General features: G+C 49.3%; 10 protein-coding genes. 2 read left to right on the top strand and 8 right to left on the bottom strand.

Annotation, left to right across the window (positions count from 1 at the left end):
• Positions 1-80: 80 nt before the first annotated feature.
• Complete coding sequence (locus QUA34_RS23580; RefSeq protein ID WP_333324148.1) at positions 81-1,319, bottom strand: response regulator; 1,239 nt, start codon at positions 1,317-1,319, stop codon at positions 81-83.
• 478 nt (positions 1,320-1,797) lie between these two features.
• Positions 1,798-1,962, bottom strand: a complete 165-nt coding sequence (locus tag QUA34_RS23575; RefSeq protein WP_333324150.1) for a hypothetical protein — start codon at positions 1,960-1,962, stop codon at positions 1,798-1,800.
• A gap of 988 nt (positions 1,963-2,950) precedes the next feature.
• Between QUA34_RS23575 and hmpF the strand changes: the two genes are divergently transcribed.
• Positions 2,951-4,696, top strand: a complete 1,746-nt coding sequence (hmpF, locus tag QUA34_RS23570) for a pilus motility taxis protein HmpF (RefSeq protein WP_333389461.1) — start codon at positions 2,951-2,953, stop codon at positions 4,694-4,696.
• Here the strand turns inward: hmpF and tilS are convergent.
• The 3 genes from tilS to ccsB all read right to left on the bottom strand — a co-directional run bounded on the left by tilS (position 4,693) and on the right by ccsB (position 7,743).
• A complete protein-coding gene (tilS, locus tag QUA34_RS23565) occupies positions 4,693-5,838 on the bottom strand; it encodes a tRNA lysidine(34) synthetase TilS (protein ID WP_333389459.1) in 1,146 nt (381 codons plus the stop codon). The genes hmpF and tilS overlap by 4 nt on opposite strands.
• Before the next feature lie 131 nt (positions 5,839-5,969).
• A complete protein-coding gene (locus QUA34_RS23560) occupies positions 5,970-6,395 on the bottom strand; it encodes a KGK domain-containing protein (protein ID WP_333389457.1) in 426 nt (141 codons plus the stop codon).
• Positions 6,396-6,672: 277 nt separating this feature from the next.
• Entirely contained in the window at positions 6,673-7,743 is a 1,071-nt protein-coding gene (gene ccsB / locus QUA34_RS23555; protein ID WP_333389455.1) for a c-type cytochrome biogenesis protein CcsB, read from the bottom strand.
• 674 nt (positions 7,744-8,417) lie between these two features.
• Between ccsB and QUA34_RS23550 the strand changes: the two genes are divergently transcribed.
• Positions 8,418-9,338, top strand: a complete 921-nt coding sequence (locus QUA34_RS23550) for an Rpn family recombination-promoting nuclease/putative transposase (protein WP_333389454.1) — start codon at positions 8,418-8,420, stop codon at positions 9,336-9,338.
• A gap of 757 nt (positions 9,339-10,095) precedes the next feature.
• On the opposite strand, the gene QUA34_RS23545 is transcribed toward QUA34_RS23550, so the two are convergent.
• From QUA34_RS23545 to QUA34_RS23535, 3 genes are all read right to left on the bottom strand, one after another.
• Positions 10,096-10,263, bottom strand: a complete 168-nt coding sequence (locus tag QUA34_RS23545; RefSeq protein ID WP_333389452.1) for a hypothetical protein — start codon at positions 10,261-10,263, stop codon at positions 10,096-10,098.
• Positions 10,263-14,240 carry a CHAT domain-containing protein gene (locus QUA34_RS23540; RefSeq protein ID WP_333389450.1) on the bottom strand — a complete coding sequence of 1,326 codons (3,978 nt, stop codon included), beginning with the start codon at positions 14,238-14,240 and terminating at the stop codon, positions 10,263-10,265. Before QUA34_RS23540 ends, QUA34_RS23545 begins: the two co-directional genes overlap by 1 nt.
• 1,207 nt (positions 14,241-15,447) lie before the next feature.
• The gene (locus QUA34_RS23535) at positions 15,448-17,202 is read right to left on the bottom strand and encodes a DUF3352 domain-containing protein (protein ID WP_333389448.1); all 1,755 of its coding nucleotides are present in this window, start codon (positions 17,200-17,202) and stop codon (positions 15,448-15,450) included.
• Between the last annotated feature and the right edge of the window lie 89 nt (positions 17,203-17,291).

Raw genomic sequence — 17,291 nt, 5'->3', positions numbered from 1 at the left:
CCAGCTTTCTCTTTGTGGTGGCCGAGACTTGAGCTAACCGCAGGTACAAAAAAGCTCCCATCCTGCCATCGGTGCGAAAGTTATTTTTCTTCTAATTGGTCTTCTGGCGATCGGTCTAATAATCTTTCCGAGAGATTGAGCCGAGGGTAGCCCGGGCCCACATATTTTTCTACCAGCATCAATAACTCGCTTTCACCAAAAGGTTTGGTGTAAAAGTCTGTAGCTCCGGCCATGCGGGCTTTAACGCGGTCGATAAATCCGTCGATCCCCGTCAGCATCACGATCGGCGTCTGCCGGAAAGCGCTAGAACTACGCAGCATAGCGCAAATTTCGTAGCCGTCGAGTTCTGGCATGGCGATATCACACAGAATTAAATCGGGTTTGAGTGGAAACACCAAACTCAGGGCTTGGAGGGGATTGCCGATCGTAGTAGCTTCGTAACCGTGTTCATTTAAAATTGACTCGACTGTTTTGCGAATAGTATTGTCGTCGTCAATACAGACAACTCTCGGAACCTTGGTTTCTGGGGACGACCATTCTTTTTTATTGTTGGCCGGGGCAACAGAGGGTTCGTAAAATACTTGCACCAATCCCTGCTGCACAAAGGGGTAAATCGCCTTAGCGACAGTGAGCACGTCTCGGTTGAGGTAGCGCGCCATTTGGCGGATCGAAGTGTGCCCATCGGCCCAGCGTCGGAGAGTATTAAAGGTATTGACAGGCAGCGCGACTCGCAGCTCGGAGGGGTCTGAAATCACCGGGCATTGGTTGGGCGACTGAATGTGAGGGTGAAACTGCTTCCACTGCTGCACCTGTTTGACAATCTTGGCCAGCAGGGAGCTAATTTCTAAGCTGGTCAGTTGAGGAGCCAAAGCTGGGCCCATTTCAAAAGTGAAGGAACCCTGGTGGAGACTGAGCAAGTCAAATAGGGTTTCGTGGATCATGCTCTGGATGATGTTGCGCCCTTGAGCTGGGGTGAGGATGTGGTTTTCTAGCAGGGCCCATAGGTAGCCGTATTCTGGGGCATTGGTAGATGCCATATAGGGAACTTGGATTTTGTCGAGGGCGGTATCTGCTTTGTAGCGGCGCAGGTAGTCGCGCAAGCGAAACAAACTGCCCGCACTCTGGGTAGCGTAAATAATCTGACCGTTGAAGCAGAAGACATACCAGGATTGTCCTGCAAGGGAGCGCGGGGTAGGTTGAGTACCCGTGCTGCTGCCGGTGGAGGTGTAGGCCTCTACGAACAGTTCTCCGGTTCGCTGACCTAACTCAATCAATTGCAGGATGCTGCGGATGTCTATTTCACTCAAATTTCCCTGCATGCAGCTAAAGTATCCTCCTTAAAACCGTTGGTGTCTGAGATCGGAAAGACTGTGTGCTGGCGAAAAGATTGACTTTAGTTTCCGTCAATAATTTACGCGCTGATGCTGATCTCACAATTGGGAATTGACGAAAGGGCGATACTTGCTGCGGCTCCTCGGCCGCACTACCAGTCCACAAGCTGAAACCGCGAAAGTCGCGACATTCTCTAAGTGTAGAGTTTCACCTGAGTATTCCCACTGCTGCCTAAACTCGTAGAATCCACTTCGCACGATTGCACGGGTGTTTCGAGTATGCAACGCTGGCCTTCCCGACTGGTTCAAGTCTTCGATAGCCAAAGTTTTGAAGTTTTTGGCTGAGTATGCCGTCAGTTTATCCAGCACATCTTGGCGTAGGTCAACTTCAAAATACCGAGGATTCTCTCGTTTTACCGCTGCTACCAGCAGCAAGTGCCGATCAAGCCCCGATGGGAACTTGAGGCTAGTCTGTTGGGTTGGATGAGTTGCGATCGAGGTTTTTTGGGTTTGCCACAGCCCTAAAATCAGGTGCAGTCAAAATGAACCTTTTTTGGCAATTGTCAGGAAAACCCTCAGTGCCGATCGACCTTTTTGCTCGCCCGCGGCGATCGTCATAGGCTCCCGTCATTACCTTATTCTAAGGCAGCGCGGTTCAAATCCCTAGTCCGCCGGAGCCAGGCACCAGCTTGGGGGCAGCAACGGCTTTTTTCACGATCGACCCATAACTAAAGCGTTGTAAAATCAATAGAAAGTTTTGGATCGAAACGCCAGAGGCAAGCCCTGGGCTAACGACATGGGGATTTAGACTTGGGGATCAGTCGGTAGGGACTTGTAAGTCTCGTGAAACGATTGTGTTGCTAAAACCAGAGTGGTATAATTGGTACAGAGCAATTCGCCAGAGTAAGAATAACTTTCAACCCATTGAAATATCCTAGAGGGTGAGCAACCCCGGTAACGCACTAATCCGATTAATTCGGAATAGTTAAAGGGCAAATAATTGCAGCATAGGTCACGTTCAACCTTAAAAATATGAAGGACTCAGCAAGTATGCGCTCCGGGATCAGTAAAGTTCTTTGAGTGAGTAGAGGGATATTTGAATGTCCCGTTGTCGTCTAGAAGGTGGGCAAGAATCCTCCGGCTTTAGATGTGGGGAGGTTCAAGGACTGACCTTTTTCAGGTTTGGTCTATGGCAGTCTCCGCAGTGAGAGCTAGTCTTTAATCAAGCGGCATTCGTACTGCTCTCTCATTCCTCCAGACAACTGGCGGCGGCCGTACTTTCTGGAAGTTCTCCCGTGAGAACGTGCTATGCGTGAGTGCTGAAGAAAAGTTAGAAAAAAATGCTATCCCCCGATTGGGCAAACGACACCAAAAAGTAAGACTTTATTGGCAAAAAGTTATCCTTACTTGTCTATACTTGTTTACTTTAGGTAAGTTGACTAAAGATCACACGCAGTGTTATGTTTAGCCAAGAACCTTTGGCTTAAGGGGGATAGCCTACTTATGTTGGAATTAGCCGTCTACCCAACAGCGTAGGAAGTAAACACCACTTATCTTTTAGGCCTTTAAGTAACTTAAAGTAAGTTGGGATAGGTTTTACGAAGCAGAGGACTATTAGTGTGCTGTATCTAGCGGAAGTACAAAAACAGAGAAGCGGCTTTGGTCTCGGTGGCGGTAAGGCTGAACTGAAACTGCTAGCTTGTCAGCGGGGCGAACATAACTGGAGCGCCGTACCAGGTGATGACGCGATCCCAGTTGAGGAAGCTAATAAGTTTAACGACGGCACGCTGGTGCTGGTTGAGTTGAGCGCTAGCAAGCAAGTGCAGCGGATTCAGGAGGCGGCCCGCCAGTTGGTGAGCATTCTGCAAAATTTCTCGCGATTGCAGGACAAGTTTAAGGATAAGGAAGAGGAAATTGAACAGTGGAAGGCTTCTCTGACGTTTTCGAGTCAGGAACTCAATCGCCGGGAAATGGAAATGCAAGCCCGCGAAGAGCAGTTGGCTCAAATGGAAGAGGAGTTGGAGCGGCTGGAGGCTCAGCGCTCAGAAATTGAAAATACTAGAGATGAAGCTAACCGACTGCGAGAGGAAGTCGATCGCAGTCGTGTGGAAATTGAGACGGCTTGGGAACAGTTGCGGGGCGAGCAGCAACGGGTGGCCCAGCAGCAGTCTGAGGTTCCGCAGGGGGCAGTAGTTGATGAGCAGCAGACGCAGAGGATTCAGGAGTTGATGCAGAAGCTGGGAGGGGCAATTGCTTCTGCCCACGGGGTGCGGGAACAACTGAATCAGTCTTTTAGTGCCGTGGGCGCTCAACAGGCAATTCTGGATCAGCACTGGCAGCAGTTGGAGCAAAAACAAAGCATAGCTCAACAGCAACAAGAAGAGGTCGATCGACAAAATCAGAGCCTCCAAAACCGCTGGCAAGAGTGGTACCAATCTCAAGAAGCTTTGGCCGGGGCTCGGGCGGAGCTTAAAGGGCAGCAAAGTACCCTCAGCGCTAAGCAGGATCAGGCTCGGTCTGTGTCTTTGCAGGTGCGGGCTGTTGAGGATATTTACCAGCAAGTTTCCAGGCTCGCATCTGCTTCGGGTGCTGCGGGTACGGAGCAAAAAGTAGATGTGTCAGCTTTGGAGAAGATGCCTGTTGACGAGTTACAGGGGCTGGTGCAACACCTGCAACAGGATTTGGAAAAGGTGTTCCGGTTTGTTAACGATCAAGAGGAGGAGTTGACTCTGCAGCGGGAGACAATCGAGGAGCTGCAAGAGAAAATTCAAGCGGCTTCCGAGTACGATCGCATGGCTTTGGAAAATGAAATGGCAGATGAACTCGAAAGTTATCAGATGTTAAACGAAACTCTGGTGGGACAGCGCCTCCGGTTGCAGGAACGGGAAGATGTTTTAAAGCAGCATCAGGCGGTGCTGTGGCGGCGGCTGGGTACTGCTAATGCTCCCAAACAAGAGCGAGGAGATATTGATTTGGGGCCTATTGTCGCACAGCTCAATACTCAGCGGGAGCAGCAAAGCCAAGAATTGCAAAGACTGGAAAACGAAATTCAGCAGGTGCGGGAAGCCATATCCCAAATTGAGGCAAATGTCAACCGCCAAAATGGGGAAAGTGAGGCGAAACGCTACGAACTCAAGCAGTTAGAGCAGAATTTGTTCAACCAGAAAGGTGCAGTGGCGCAACTCTGGGGCAGGGTGAATGTTTATCAAGAAATGTTGCAGCCGGTGCAGGACAATTTGAATGCGCTACGACAAAAGCTCGAAGCGGCGGCGGGGGAACTCGATCGCGTGCAGCAGACAGGAGAGGAGCAAGATCGGGTAGTTTCCGATTTGCGGCAAGTCCTTTCGGCTTTGATCACAGCTTAAAATTTAATATGTAAAATTATCGCAGGGTGTTCGACTCGACCGATCGCTCCTCCAGGAAATGGATCGGTTTGCGATCGGTTGGGCGCTACGATTAAGCTGGTTAGTTTTTCTACGCTTTCAAAACTGGGCGCCGAGGGCAATATTTGTTGCAGTAGTTGCCGCATTGCCCGTCGCTGCAATGCCAGGGCTGCTTCGCGCAAAATCGGGCGATTTAACTTGACGGGAAGTTTAAAATTCACCTGCGGGCTGTCTGCAATTGCAGACATTGCTCGCTGTAGCAAGTCGCTGGCTGCAAGTTCGAGATATTCTACGTCGGCGCGGAGGAGTTCGGCTGTTTGAGCTAGCGCTTGTTGGGCTTTTGGGTTGAAATGAGTTTCCAAATAAGGCAATAATTCCGATCGAATCCGGTTGCGTGTATATTGCAAGTCTTGATTTGTGGAATCTTCCCAAATGGGTAGTTTTTGCTCTTGACAAAATTGACCTGTTTGCGATCGAGTTATTTCCAGCAAGGGACGAACTAAATAGATTTTAGATTTTAGATTTTGGATTTTCGATGGGGAATTTTCATCCTGATTTTCCAATGTAAAATCGGCAGGTATTTGGGAGTTGGGATTTTCGCTGGAATTCCCCAATCTAAAATCGGCAATCGGCAATCGAAAATCGAGCAGGGGTCGTGTCCAGGTGAGGGCGGAAAGTCCGTCGGCGCCACTGCCGCGAATCAGGTTGTAGAGGAGTGTTTCGGCGCGATCGCTGGCTGTGTGGCCTGTAACAATGTAGGGGTAGTTGTGGGCGATCGCAATTTCAGTTAAAGCTTGATATCGCCACTTTCTGGCCGCTGCTTCTGTTTTGGAAATGTCCGAGGCTGTTTCCAAATAATAGGATATTCCCCAGTTTTTAGCTAATTGTTCTACATGATTGGCCGAGGCTTCCGAGTCAGAACGCCAACGGTGATCGCAGTGAGCAATCCCTAGATTCCAGCCCCATTTTGGCTGCAAATCTAGCAGTAATTTAATTAAACACAGAGAATCTTGTCCGCCCGATACTGCTACTAGCAATCGCTGATTTGATGGCAATATTTGTCGGTACAGCAGCGTCCTGTGAACTTGAGCGTGCAGGTGCGTCCAATTGGAAGATTCAGCCATGAGAGCAGTTTTTCATTAAGCAAAAATAAGGAAGTTAGAAAATGAGCAGTATCCGGGATTTAACCGATGGATTTTGAGCAAGCAAAGAAGGGGAACCATCCCCCTCTCCCAATCTCTCAGTCTTTGCCTTCCTAGCTCCACATTCCTATACTTTGGGGGTCGCGGTCTGGATACCTAGAAATAGGAAAATGATTATTTATTTCTGTTGAGTCACATTGATTTAATGGCTCATCTATATCGGTTTGATTTGAGCTATCTACGGCGTAGTTTTGCACGGTGTCTGATCTTTCGACCGCGGCAGGAAGGGCTTTTTGTTCTTTGATTTCAGATTCAAGCGGAATGAACTCCAGACGCATTCTAAGTTTTCCTTTTGTCCAGTCTTTGCCAGCACTTAATAGCTCGCAATCCAGACCGTCTGAAAATAATTTTTCGTCTACCAATTTTGACTGCATAATGGCCATAAATTCGCTGACTTTGAATGTACATTGATACATCAAAGCGCTGGTAGGGGCAGACACAACATCGTCTTCTTGGGGAAATATTGGCGATTCGTCCATATTAATTGTCCTTATTTTAATGAAGGAAGTTCGGCAACGGATTTTGTAACGGATGCAACGGATGTAACGGATGTGAGGAAGACCGAAGTTATAAGAAGGAAGAAAGGTCTTCGGCGAAGCTGATCGGGTAAAAAAAGGGAAGAAGGAAGAGGGAGTTAATTATTAGAATCTCGCTGGTTGAGTAAGGTGGGAATTGCCCACCCTACAACCGGAGATGATATTAATCCCGATTCTTTGACTTATCCTGTGCTTCTTTGGCCCATTGGTGGATTAGGAATTAGAAAAACCAACCGTAGGAATGTAAACCTTTGCCTAACAGATTGACGCCTAGATAGCAAATCCAAACTACCACAAAACCTGTGGCTGCTAAAATTGCTGGGCGTCTTCCCTGCCAGCCACGAGTAATGCGGGCGTGCAGGTAGGCCGCAAATACCAACCAAGTAATTAGCGCCCAAGTTTCTTTCGGGTCCCAACTCCAGTACGATCCCCAAGCTTCGTTAGCCCAAACCGCACCGGCAATAATGCCAACTGTCAGTAAGGGGAATCCTAAACCGATGATGCGATAGCTAATGTTATCAAGAGTTTCTGCTAGATTCAATCGCTGGGGCGAGAGAAGTTCTGCGGTTTGAGTTGGGGAGGTTGATGCGGTTTGAACGGTTGCTAATTCAAGGACTGCGGTGGTGGCCGAACCGTTATTGTTGGAGTTGAAAGAGGGTTCGCTGAAAGCTAACGCGCTGTCGGCGCTGGTTTCTGCAATTTGAGGTTCGGGGTTTTGAGGGCGTTGGAGGCGGTAGTTGCCGTTGCGGTTGCTGTTGGTGCCGAAGGAACTACCGGTGAGTTCGATTTTTTGGCCGCGGGTGACGATTAAAAAGGCGATCGCCAGTAGCGCTCCTACCATTAAAGTTGAGTAACTGAGCATCATGACGCTAACGTGCATCATCAGCCAGTTTGATTTGAGGGCGGGTACTAGGGGCTCTGCAGACTGCATGGTTGCGGGCAGAGTCAGGGCTGCAAAGGCGGATATTGCCATTGCTACGGGGGATGTGGCTACTCCTACTAAGCGGGAACGACTCATGTTTTCCGCGACTAGGTGGATGGCGGTGATTCCCCAAACTAGGAAAAATAGGGATTCGTAGAGATTGCTTAAGGGGAAGTAGCCGGCTTCTATCCATCGAGAACCGAGTAAAGCGGCGATGGATAGGTTGGCGACGGCCATTCCTGCGGTTCCTAGGGCCGACAGGTAGGGAATGCCGGGGAATGCTGCGCCAACCCAGTAAATGAGCATTGTGGAGAACAAAACGGCAAAGGAGATGTTGTCCAGCCAGTTCTGGAGTACGACCAGATCCATAAAAATTACTCCGGTAGTGTTTTTACTTATTTTTGCTAACTAGATCGATCGTACTGGGGTTGGGCAGTTTTGGGTTTGGGATTTTGAATTTTTGTGGCAATTATGAGTGGTTGGCGGTTGTTGAGGTCGGAGTGGGCGATCGCGCGGACGCATCAAACAAGCTACTATTGACCCACCAGACGAGTGTCACCCCGTCAAGTCACGCTTGTTGATTCTGGCTGAGGGCTTGAGGTTGGACGAGTTCCAAGTAAGGAAACACGGAATGCTGATGGGCGAAATTCGATCGCCCATTAACAAAATTAGGACTTACGCACGGGGGGCCAGAAACCGGGTTTTTTTAGGAAAATCCTTCGTTCGTACTCGAAGATTAAGTAAAAAACCCGGTTTCTTTGTCGGGAGTGCGTCTAGGACTGAAAATATAGGATGTTTTTTGATCAGGGGCTATCTGGAATCCTTTAGAATTGATTGAGCTGATTACCCATTTGCTGTTTTTGCAACCAGCAAAAAAACGGGTATCGTGCCACGTACAATCGTTGTGGATACTCCCCAAATTTTAGAATAAAGCTCAACCTCCCAGATTTATCAAGGCGAGTCAATTCTAAAATCTAAAATCTCAAATCTCAAATCGACTGACGGTTCGAGCAGTTGCATAGGTTAGAGGAGATGTTGGGTTAATGCGTCGAGATTCAATATTTTACAAGTTATTTCAAGAAGCTCCGACGCTGCTGTTTGAGCTATTGGAAGAGTCACCATCGAATGCGGAACAGTATCGATTTGACTCGGTTGCTGTGAAGGAACCGAAGTTTGAAATTGATGGGGTGTTTTTGCCGCCGGATGCTGAGCCTGGAGTTGTATATTTCTGTGAGGTGCAGTTTCAGCGGGATGAATTGTTGTATGAGCGATTGTTTGGTGAGTCGTTTTTGTATTTTTATCGCAACCGTCAGCGATTTACAGATTGGCAAGCGGTGGTAATTTATCCTACTCGATCGACTGAACAATCAGAAACACATCCGTATCGATCGCTCTTGAACTGCAATCAGGTGCATCGGGTATATTTGGATGAGTTGGGGGAGATTGAACAGTTGCCGCTGGGGGTGGCGCTGATGGCGTTGACGACTATCGACGAAGCGAGTACGCCGGAAGGGGCACGATTGTTGTTGGCGCGATCGCAGCGGGAGGAATCTGAGGCAGCGAGTCGCGCCATAATAGAGATGCTGACGACGATACTGGTTTACAAGTTTACAAATTTGAACCGAAGGGAGGCAGAGGCGATGTTAGGGATTACGCTTGAGGAAACTCGGTTTTATCGCGAAGCAAAGGAAGAAGGCATTGAGCAAGGCATTGAACAAGGCATTGAACAAGGCATTGTGCAAGGCATTGTGCAAGGCCGCGAACAAGAAGGAAGAGCCTTGATTTTACGTCTGTTAAATCGCCGTCTGTTAAATCGGCGAGTTGGAACATTACCGGAATCTATCACCACTAGAATTGCTGATTTGTCGCTCGAGCAAATTGAAACTCTAGCAGAGGAATTGTTAGATTTTCAGTCGATCGAGGATTTAGAGGTTTGGCTGGAGAATTTGCCACAGGGAGAGTGATACGAGGTTAGGAATTGCATTTGAGGGGGCGATCTCGCCATTTACGCGCACAAACACATCAAACGTACTCCCCCTCTAATTCCTGGGTTTTAGGGTTCTTTTGGTGTATCCACCGTTGCTGAGAGGATGTTAAGGGTGCGATCGGGCATTCTTCCGGCGGATTAGAAGCGGATTGATGATGGTGGAAGATGTTTTGGGCGATCGTACCCACAGACTTATGTTAAATTAGACCTCTTGCAAAAAATAGCTAAGACGGGCTCTCCGGCCCATTCCACAAGAAAGATGATTTTTGTGGGATGGGCCGGAGAGCCCGTCCTAAAATTTCATTCAAAGGACTTTTGCAAAAGGTCTATTTTCCTGTAGTTTCAGTCCCTCACAGTACCTCCGGCGAACGACTTCTTTTTAAAGCAATAGATAATTGCCTCAATCGTTTGCTAACTTCTAAATTCGATTCTTGTGACTTCAACTTATAAGGTATCCATACCTCTCCGTTAAGGAAATTAGCCCGGGTTCACGCTAACGAGTTGACAAGTATTTGAGGAATTTAAATCCTTCAATTTTGTGTTTAACCGAGAGCTATTGGAATAGCGGCGATCGCCTCTTCTATATCAACTAACTAATATCGCAAGTTTAAAAATTAGACAAACTCTGAATAATTATAGATAAATAAACCTTTACTGAGTGGTAAGCCAACAAATAAAATTTAACGGCAGATACCAATTATACTGTCGAATTTTTGTTGAATAAAGCTGAAAATTCATAATTGCAGTGTATCCTGCGGCGTTCCTGAATACAGGTATGAAACGATCGCACAAACGCCGAAAGAGCGCTCTAAATTGCGATCGATTATACCCATATTCCCCAACGCCGCCGATCGAACTCTCGCACAATTAGCCAACAATCGATCGACTAAAACAAACCTCATTACCAAGGATTACCAATCATTCTAAAAGCAGACCAATAATAAGGATGAGAAAAATTCTGACTCCCCACGTTTGCCAATTCCGGGGGTAGTGGCAGATTGCCAACAGAAGTGTGCAGCATCCCCCCTTCAATTCGCACCTCTTGGCGCAACATCGCTAATTGCGCTTGCCGGAGTGCTTCTGCTTTAATCGGAGCAGTTTTTAACTGCCCGTAAAACTCCGCCATCAATCCTAAACTGCCCTCGTCGCTGACATACCAAAGAGTCGCCATAGCCGATTTAACCCCGGCTTGCACGGCTAACCCGCCAAAGCCTAACTCGGCCTCTCGATCGCCCACAGCAGTCCTGCAAGCGCTCAAAACTAACATTTCCACTTGCGGGCTGTGCCATCCCATTTGTCGTAACTGATTTAAACGCAGTTTAGTATCCCACAACTGAATAAAGGATTGGCTGGGGTCTCCCGATCGAAATTCGGCGTGAGTAGCCAAGTGAATCATCCCAAAAGGATACTGCTGGCGCTGCGATTTCAAATTAGCCAGGGTAAAAGCTTCATTCAAGAAAGACTTGCCCGGCCACTGCTGCGGGGTGATGGTCGATACTTCTATTTCCGCCGCGGGCAAAGGACTCATATCTGCAAATTGCGACGCCCCCATTGCCAGAACTTGGGTATTTTTGAAATTGGTGGCGCTGGTATCTGTCAAACTCAGACTCGGCATCGATCCAACACTGTAACGCTCTACCAGAAAGCCTTTACCGTCGTGCAGCGCACCCATCGGTATCGATCGCAACCCCATATCTGAGATAAAAGATAAATTCTCAATTCCTTTGGCTTGCAGTTCTGCTTCGAGTGGCGCTACCATCCACTGGTAAAGTTGCTGAGCCAAGGGCAAATAACTTGTAGTCTTGCGCTTTACCGGATTAGTCAGTTCATCGCGAAATTTCCGAACAGCTTCCATTACCTGGGCGCGAGAGGTTCCAGGGATGCGCTGGCGAACGGGCACACCTTCCGGGGTGATCACAATCATTTCCAGTTCGTCAGAGGCTTGAATTTGCTGTTCTACACGCAAGATGGACGAACTGCTGTAAGGCCGATCAACTGTAGAACCCCTGGGTACAAAGCTGATATAAATGAGAGCTGGTTTGATGCCTGTGGCTTGTTGGACACTGCGAAGGGTATTTTGGGCATCTTCTAGGGTGGCGATCGTATTTGTTGATGGCAAATTTAGGTAATCGACAAACTCCCTGGTGAATCTACCCTCGACGGGAAAAATAACGGCGCCGAGGTCGGTTGGCAACTTGGAAGCGTCAAGATTCCCAAACGCGGGAGGTGAAATGCGCTGTTGCAAGGAATTAGATATCTGGTTTTGCTCTTGCAAGCTGGGCGAAAATAAAGGATTTGTGCTGGGTGGCTGGTTGGCTGCGAGCTCCGGTGTCGGTATCGGTGCGAGATTTCTGGGCGCAGCAGCAGGCGCAACCACTGGATTTTGAGTAATTGTTGGTGCTGGCGCTGGCGCTGGTGCTGGAGTTGGTAGGGATGATCGCGGGGGAGTCGGCGCTGGTGCGGGCGCTGGTGCTGGTGCTGGTGCTGGTGCGGGCGCTGGTGCTGGTGCGGGCGCTGGTACAGGAGCGGGCGCTGGTGCGGGCGCTGGTACAGGAGCAGGCGCTGGTACAGGAGCAGGCGCTGGTACAGGAGCAGGCGCTGGTGCGGGTGCGGGTGCGGGTGCGGGCGCTGGTGCTGGTGCCGGTGCTGGTGCTGGTGCTGGAGTTGGTAGGAATGCTTGTGGGGGAGTCGGCGCGGGTGCTGGGGCGGGGGCGGGTGCTGGTGCCGGTGCTGGTGCGGGTGCGGGTACTGGCGCGGGTGCGGGTACTGGTGCGGGTGCTGGTACTGGTGCGGGTGCTGGTACTGGTGCGGGTGCTGGTACTGGTGCGGGTGCTGGTGCGGGCGCTGGTGTGGGCGCTGGTGCGGGTGCGGGTGCGGGTTCAGGTGCGGGTTCAGGTGCTGGTGCTGGTGCGGGTTCAGGTGCTGGTGCTGGTGCGGGCGCTGGTGCGGGTGCTGGTGCGGGTTCAGGTGCTGGTGCGGGTGCTGGTACTGGTGTGGGCGCTGGTGCTGGTGTGGGCGCTGGTGCTGGTGCGGGCGCTGGTGCGGGCGCTGGTGCGGGCGCTGGTGCGGGTGCGGGCGCGGGTGTGGGCGCTGGTGCGGGCGCTGGTGCGGGCGCTGGTGTGGGCGCTGGTGCGGGCGCTGGTGTGGGCGCTGGTGCGGGCGCTGGTGTGGGCGCTGGTGCGGGCGCTGGTGCGGGCGCTGGCGATACTGAAGAAGCCGTAATGTTAATTTGGGTCGGCTGTACTATCTGAGGATCGGGGCTGAAATAACTTCCCTGTGTAATCACATTTTCCTTCTTTGGACCGCCGGTGGCAATGCTGCCAGCAGTACCGTTGACTCTGTTATAGTCTGGCCCGATGCTGAAAAGAGTGTTCGAGGCTTCGCCACCGTGGCGAATGGTGATATCTCCACCATTAGCGCTACCAGTAGTGGATGCGGAAATGCTGCAAGCTTGCGACAAGCAGTTGCTATCGTTTGTGAAAGTGCCTGTCGCTCGGAAATTACCGCCGGCTGTAATGTCAATCTTTCCTCCGCCTGTTAGGCCTTCGGTGTTGATATGGGTTACTTCGATGTCGTTGCGGGCGTTGAGGGTGACTTCGCCACCTTGTTTTTCTTGGGAGTTGGCGTCTATGAACCCTGTTTGAATGCTGCTTGAGGGTGCTGCAATACTAACGTCTCCGGCGTTGCTGTTTTTGTCGATCGACCCTGCCTTGATATTGCCTGTTTCTACTTTTCCGGTACGGCTGGTGACGGTGATGTTGCCGCCTGCGGTGGTGTCGGAATGGGAGTCGAGATCGACAGTGCGAATGTCGCCACTAGCTTGTAGGGCGATTTGGCCACCTTGGGAACTTGTCAGGTTTCCGCTGACTGTAATGGTGTTGGCTGCTTGAATGTCGATCGCCTGAGCGTTTGCATCTTTTAGTGCCACGTCCCCCGCAGCTACTGCTCGGTTAGAGGCCGTGAGTACCACTTCACCGCTGGCATTGACGCTGATGCCTGTAGCGTTTGTTTCACCAATGCCGGTGAGCAGTTCGGGCAAGGATGCGATCGAGAATGTCGAAGCTGTTGGCGCTGTTCCTGGGCTCGTCGCTGAGGGCGGCTCGATTTCCAAACTCAGCAAATTGCCTCGCTGGCTGACGCGGACTAAATTTTTCCCGATGACTGATGCTACGGTAATTTGACCGCCTGGGGCAGAAAGGCTGCCGGTGCTGACAACGGTGCCGCCCACCAAGGTTAAGTTCTGCCCTGACTTCACTGCTAAGTCGGCTGTGCTGATAATTGCCCCTGCTTGATCGGCCCCAAAAGTAAAGGAATTGGGCGCGCCTGTCAGAGATGCGTAAGTGCTACTACCGACAGCGTTAAACGAGTTTGAACCAAATCCAATAGCGGTGGCGGTGGTTGCTGTGAAAGAAGCCGGCACGTTTAAGCTGGCACTGTTGCCAAATATGATGCCGGATGGATTCATCAGAAACAAGTTAGAATTGCCGCCGGTTACTTGAATTAAGCCGTTAATAATCGAGGGGTTGCCGCCGCCTATGCCCGCTAAAATGTTGCGAATGTTAGGGTTTGATATAAAGTTGGCAATCTGATTTTCCGACAAGCCGAATTCTGTAAAGCTGTGGAAAAGATTTTGTCGATCGCTCGATAATTGTCCGCCTTCAATATCGAAGCGAGTTGGCTGCCCAGGAGTTCCGTTTTGCGCTGCGGGAGTGACGGTAGTACCCGTTGCGTCCGCCGCTGGAACAATTGTTTGACCTTCGGCTTTTGCTTGCCAAAAGTAAAGATTTATTAAGACTATTTGCAGAGCAAGTGCCAGTTTGCTTATTCTTGCTTTTGATAGAAATTTCGACGTTTTTTGAATATTTTTGACGGTTTTCATAGGTTTTTAATGGGTAAAATATATAAATCACAGAAATTAGGTAAAAAAATCGGCTTTTTAGAAAAAACTTGGGTTGACGCCTGTGTCACTAAATATCTGCACATCTGTGCTGTGTCTGGTCAATGTGCGTAGAAGATTGGAAATCCACCCCTCATTTTCAGAGGGGGTATTAGTGAGTTATTCTGTGAGTTTTATTGCTAAGTAAGCTTGACCTGGTAAATGTTCACGTTCCCTTGTTAGGAAAGCGATACGCTTTATCAACCTGTTTACTCGTTCCTTAATCGCCTTCGACACTGCATAATGCTGGTGTTTACATCACGGTGTTATGACCAGATGAAAGTGGTCAGTTAAGACGCTTGACGGCAGGTTCCGATGTTGTACAGGTGCTGACTAGGAATGCCAATATCTGCATAGGTTTTTCGGAACAGTTGAAGACGCTATATTTATGAAGCAACCGGGTTCCTGACTGCAAGTGCATTTAGGAGTCAATGGGTAGAATTTGCCTCTGCTTTTGCAATTTTTTCAGAGTATCTTCTCCACATTCTAAATATAACTTGAAATGCCTAGGCTCTGTATCTTCCGCATGACATATTAATAAAACATAACAAAAACGGCCTTTCTAGAGGCTATCCGACGCCTAGAAACCCGGTTTTTTAAATATTATTGATAGTCTGAAGGAAGGATGGGGGTTCAAAAACTAGGTTTCTGCCTCCAAGACTGACCGGGAAACATCCCCAAATATTTTATACACAAGAAAAAATACTATACGCTTGCCGAAAATTAAAATTATGGAAAGAAGAAATGAGAAGGAGTCAAAAGACAGAATTCAGAAGGTAGAATACCTCCTGCCTGAAGTGAGAGTTAAGGGTCACGGAAAGAATTTTTGTGATCCACGATTAAAATCGGGGCTTTAAACCTCGATTCTCCATCCTGTCGCACAGAATCCCTTCTGGATTCTGGCTGCTGAATTGTTCTTCAGTAAGTCAAATTGTTAGAGTGTTCAGAAACCCGGTTTATTTAAAAAACCGGGCTTTTGGGTTTATTTGTGTGAGGTTTTGTGAAGTAAAACTCCTTAAATCCGACTCTATTTCCTTCTTGCAGTCAACTCCACTATTGCCGATTTTGAGCTGCTGCTTTTCGGTTTTAATCGATCGCCCTGTTGGTGTTTAAGGGGGTGTGCAGGCGGATTTGTGGCAGGATTTAAGAGTTAATTGGGTGAAGTTTGGACAGTGGGCGAGGGACTGGGTGAAGCAGAGCGCGGTGAAGCAGGGCGCGGTGAAGGATTTGCAGAAGGAGTGGATGGGGTGGATTTTTTGAGACCGACAAAAGCGTCATAACGGGTGGTACGATCGCCAATGACGGCCGCTGTAACGCCGATCGACCGCGTGGCGTCTATCCACATTTTTTGGTTGGGAGGAAACTCCGGCAAAGCTAGGTTTTTCGGGTTAAACGCACTCTCGGTGTCGATGAAGAAATTGCCGTTGTGGGGTTGAAGTTGCGATCGGACAGTTTTCTGGAACAGTTCGCTGCTTAAAAGCGGACTTTTCGGTGCCGGAACGATCGCATCAACCACGGGAGCTCCTACTGTCATAAACGCTACATTGTTCATCCAGCCGCGAGTTACCGTAATCCCTCCAAACGGCGATGTCCATTTAATCGCCGGTTTGCCGCCGACTTGAATTTCCTCCACTCTAAATCCTTTACTTTTCATCGTTTCATCAAGCTGTTTCAGGGATTTGTTCGCTGCGCCCTGGTTGTTTGTTTCCACCATAAATACAAATCCGGCAGCAAATTTGTCTCTGGGATTCTGGGCGGGCGCTGGTATTAATGATAGAGAAAATTCTCCCGCCATCCAGTTCATCAAGTCTTTATCTAAATCCAAGCCGGTAGTGGATTTTAAACCTGTGCGTAAAACTTGGGGATTAATTGGGGAAATCGGGTTTGCATCGGCTCCTAATACGTAGTCTTGCCACAAACGCTGCAAGTTGCCGCCGGATACCATCATTATTGTATTGTTTGGTAGGCGGTTAACCATTTTTAGAGCATTGTTTTCTACTGCTATCCTTCTGGTAGAATCGGGTTTTAGCCAAGAGACTGATTTGAAGGCAATTCCTTCTACATCCAGCGTCGCTGTGGTGGCAAATCCCTGATTTTGTTGCAGTTTTTCGAGGCTTTCTGGCGAAATTTCACGGGCTGAGTTGGCGGCGGCATAGGCGGTGGCAACGGGCATATTGACGTAGATTTGACCGAAGGCGCCCGGACTTTTTATTTTGTCTATGGCGTCTGCATAGCCAGGGGTTTTTGCTAGGGAAGGTTCGCCTTTGTAGGTGTCGATTATTCTGTCTGTAGCGCTAGGATCTGTGGTGACTGCTAGATAGCTTGTGCCGAGTACCGCGACGGAGAAATTGCGATCGGGTACGCCTTGAGTTTCTGTGACTTGCACACCTTTATAATTACGCTCAACAATTTTTCCTTGGCTGAGGGGTCTGGATTTTGCTAATAATTCTTTGGCTTTGATCGGGTTGGCAATTGGCAGGATAATTGCCACTGACTGTTGAATTGGCGGAGATGGGGGCGCGTTGGGTGCCGGCGAGGGGGCTGGTATAGCTATTTTGTTGCGGAGAAAGGCTACCATTGCTGTGTTACCAACCCAAGGTTGAATGTCTTGCTGGTAGGCGTAGCCGTTGCTTGTGAGCAGGCGATCGCGCATTTCCGTTAAAAACCTCTCAAACGAAGCTTTTGACTCCAGCGTGCCAAACTCTCGCAGTTTATTCCACTGGGATTCATCGGTGGTGATGGATAGGGCCATCATCGTATCTTGCGGGACAACCGTTGCCCCCGGCGGCAAATCTTTGGCGGGCCCACGGGAAATGACGAGGTAGTAGGTGACAAAGCCTAAACCGATCAGAAGTGTGGCGGCTCCGATCGTAAACAGCAGGGAAGATTTATCTTTCTTAAACATTATTCGTAAGGTTCGGGTGCTCGCAACATGATAGATTATTTTCTTGGCTCATGTAGCAGATACATTAGCAGATACATTAGCAGACACAT

This window comes from Microcoleus sp. POL10_C6 (assembly GCF_036701585.1).
In the GTDB taxonomy this organism is placed as follows: Bacteria; Cyanobacteriota; Cyanobacteriia; order Cyanobacteriales; family Microcoleaceae; genus Microcoleus.
Note: the sequence above shows the minus strand (reverse complement) of the source record. Positions and strands in the feature narration are given on the sequence as shown.

What these genes read in the sequence shown, in the direction of transcription:
- ccsB (WP_333389455.1), bottom strand. Translation starts at nt 7,743, where the DNA reads ATGGATCTGGTCGTACTCCAGAACTGGCTGGACAACATCTCCTTTGCC.
- QUA34_RS23575 (WP_333324150.1), bottom strand. Translation starts at nt 1,962, where the DNA reads ATGACGGGAGCCTATGACGATCGCCGCGGGCGAGCAAAAAGGTCGATC.
- tilS (WP_333389459.1), bottom strand. Translation starts at nt 5,838, where the DNA reads ATGGCTGAATCTTCCAATTGGACGCACCTGCACGCTCAAGTTCACAGG.
- QUA34_RS23560 (WP_333389457.1), bottom strand. Translation starts at nt 6,395, where the DNA reads ATGGACGAATCGCCAATATTTCCCCAAGAAGACGATGTTGTGTCTGCC.
- QUA34_RS23580 (WP_333324148.1), bottom strand. Translation starts at nt 1,319, where the DNA reads ATGCAGGGAAATTTGAGTGAAATAGACATCCGCAGCATCCTGCAATTG.
- QUA34_RS23540 (WP_333389450.1), bottom strand. Translation starts at nt 14,240, where the DNA reads ATGAAAACCGTCAAAAATATTCAAAAAACGTCGAAATTTCTATCAAAA.
- QUA34_RS23535 (WP_333389448.1), bottom strand. Translation starts at nt 17,202, where the DNA reads ATGTTTAAGAAAGATAAATCTTCCCTGCTGTTTACGATCGGAGCCGCC.
- QUA34_RS23550 (WP_333389454.1), top strand. Translation starts at nt 8,418, where the DNA reads ATGCGTCGAGATTCAATATTTTACAAGTTATTTCAAGAAGCTCCGACG.
- QUA34_RS23545 (WP_333389452.1), bottom strand. Translation starts at nt 10,263, where the DNA reads ATGAGGTTTGTTTTAGTCGATCGATTGTTGGCTAATTGTGCGAGAGTT.